Annotated in this window: 2 protein-coding genes; both read left to right on the plus strand. The window is 35.4% G+C overall.

The features are described 5' to 3' along the window. The first annotated feature begins 140 nt into the window (after window positions 1-140). Entirely contained in the window at window positions 141-905 is a 765-nt protein-coding gene (locus E1171_RS02950) for an MBL fold metallo-hydrolase (RefSeq protein ID WP_155203927.1), read from the plus strand. 3 nt (window positions 906-908) lie between these two features. Beyond that, window positions 909-2,456: an NFACT RNA binding domain-containing protein gene (locus E1171_RS02955; RefSeq protein ID WP_155203928.1), complete on the plus strand. Its 1,548-nt coding sequence runs from the start codon at window positions 909-911 to the stop codon at window positions 2,454-2,456. Window positions 2,457-2,557: the final 101 nt, after the last annotated feature.

Raw genomic sequence — 2,557 nt, forward strand, 5'->3', positions numbered from 1 at the left:
GTGGTAAATAAATATTATACTACGGAGGGACGGATAAATTGCCTGTTGGATATTTTACGCGCTCTTGATTTTTCTAATGAAAATTTAAGTGAGAAAAATCAAAAGTTATATGCTAAACTTATTAAAACGGAGCTGGATAGTTGAAGGTCAAATTTTTAGGGACAGGTACTTCCCAGGGTGTGCCTGTCATCGCATGTCATTGTGAAGTATGTGAATCTTTGGATTTTCGTGATAAGCGCTTAAGAAGCTCGGTGCAGATTGAGGTAGAAGGAAAGAGTATAATCATTGATTCTGGCCCTGATTTTCGGCAACAAGTAATAAGAGAAGGAATTGAAAAGTTAGATGCTCTTATTTACACCCATCAGCATAAGGATCATACTGCCGGATTGGACGATGTGCGTGGATTTAATTTTAAGCAAAATAAAGATATGCCTGTATATGCTAGGAAGGAAGTCCTGGACCAGCTTCAACAGGAGTTTTCTTATATATTTGCCGAAAATAAATATCCTGGAACTCCCCGTCTGGAGGTCTATGAAATTCAAAACTCTCCTTTTTTAATTGACCAGGTGGAAATTATTCCTATTGAAGTTTTACACTACAAAATGCCGGTGTTTGGGTTTCGAATTCAGGACTTTACGTATATCACTGATGCTAATTTTATTTCCCAAATTGAAAAGGAGAAAATTAGAGGTTCTAAGGTTTTGGTTTTAAATGCCCTACAACAGAAAAAACATATCTCCCATTTTAACCTAGAAGAAGCCTTAGCTGTAATTGAAGAATTAGCACCTCAAAAAGCCTTTCTTACCCACATTAGCCACTATTTGGGACTTCATGCTGAGATTAGTTCAAAATTGCCTGCAAATGTGGAATTGGCCTATGATGGCTTGGAAATTGCAATAGATTAGCTCATGCACACTAATTATTATTTTTTAAGGCAATTTAGTGCAGCCTTGGAATCCAAAATTATGGGGACCGAGTTGGCTGTTTCCTTTTCTCAATCAAAAAACGAATTGATCCTTGGTTTTGAAAAAGGGCAGGAAGAAGTATACATAAAAGCTGCCTTAAATCCGGATTTCTGTTGTCTATCATTGGTAAATGAGTTTTATCGTTCCCGACGCAATAGTGTCGATTTGTTTAAATCTGCAGTAGGCAATGTAGTGGTTTCGGTAACCCAATATCTTAATGAAAGATGCTTCAGCATAGACCTGGAGAATGATTATCAATTGCTTTTTAAAATGCATGGGAATCGTTCCAATATTATCCTTTTTCATAGAAAAATTGGGGTTGATTTATTTAAAAGTAAATTGGGAGGGGATAAACAACTAAAGATTCAAGATCAGGATAGAGAAATTGATCAATCTTTTGGTAGTTTTCAACAATCCTCTCAAAATCTATCAAGTCTTTTTCCCACTTTTGGACCAATAGTAAAAAAGTATCTGGAAAGAAAAGGGCTTTCTCAGCTTTCACCAGAAAAGCAGTGGGAATTAATTTCTGAGATATTAGAAAAGCTCCAAAATCCCGTTTATTATCTTTGTGAGTTAGATGAAAAACCTGTTTTTAGCTTATTGCCTATAGGTGAAATTATTCGTCAATGGGATTCTCCTATAGAGGCTATTAATGGTTTTTATGCTTATTACACCAAAATTTATTATTTGGTTAAGGAAAAGCATGCCATTTTAAGATCACTAGAAAAAAGCAGGAAAAGGTGTGAAAATTACTTAGTAAAATCCGAACAAAAACTGGAAGATTTAAAGAAACATTCCAGAAATGAAGAATTGGCCAATATTATAATGGCTAACCTTCATCAAATTCATAGTGGCAGTGCTGAAGTGGAGTTATTTGATTTTTACCGCAATGAAGAGGTGAAAATCAAACTAAAGAAGGACCAAAGCCCTCAAAAAAACGCTGAAAATTATTATCGGAAGGGAAAAAATCAGAAGGTAGAAATAGAAAACCTCCAACAAAACATCAAGACTAAAGAAGAGGAAATTTTGCAGATTGAAGAGCATTTTAATGCCATTAAGGGAATAGAAGAGGTAAGAAATCTGCGAAAATATATTACTTCCCATAATCTGAAGCAAATTAGCTCTTCCCAAGAAAAGGAGTTGCCATTTCGACAGTTCGAAGCTTATGGATTTGTGATTTTGGTAGGAAAAGATGGGAAAAATAATGACTTATTGACTTTAAAATATGCACATAAGAATGATCTATGGTTGCATGCAAAAGATGTGGCAGGTTCTCATGTAGTGATAAAACAACAGGCAGGACAAAAATTTCCTAAAACTGTTATTGAAAGAGCAGCTCAATTGGCGGCATATTATTCCAAAAGAAAAACAGATTCCCTTTGCCCGGTTTTGTTTACACCAAAGAAATTTGTTCGTAAGACCAAAAGCCTCCCTCCAGGAAAAGTAATTGTCGATAAAGAAGAAGTAATTTTGGTAGAACCTAAAAGATAAAGGCTTTCTCAAATAAATAGGACCAAGGCACCTCTCCCATTGATGTGAGATGCTGGGACTTTGAGGAGGAGACAGGAAAAAGCAAACATTCATTTAATTTT

This window comes from Xanthovirga aplysinae, from assembly GCF_009711365.1.
Lineage (GTDB): Bacteria > Bacteroidota > Bacteroidia > Cytophagales > Cyclobacteriaceae > Xanthovirga > Xanthovirga aplysinae.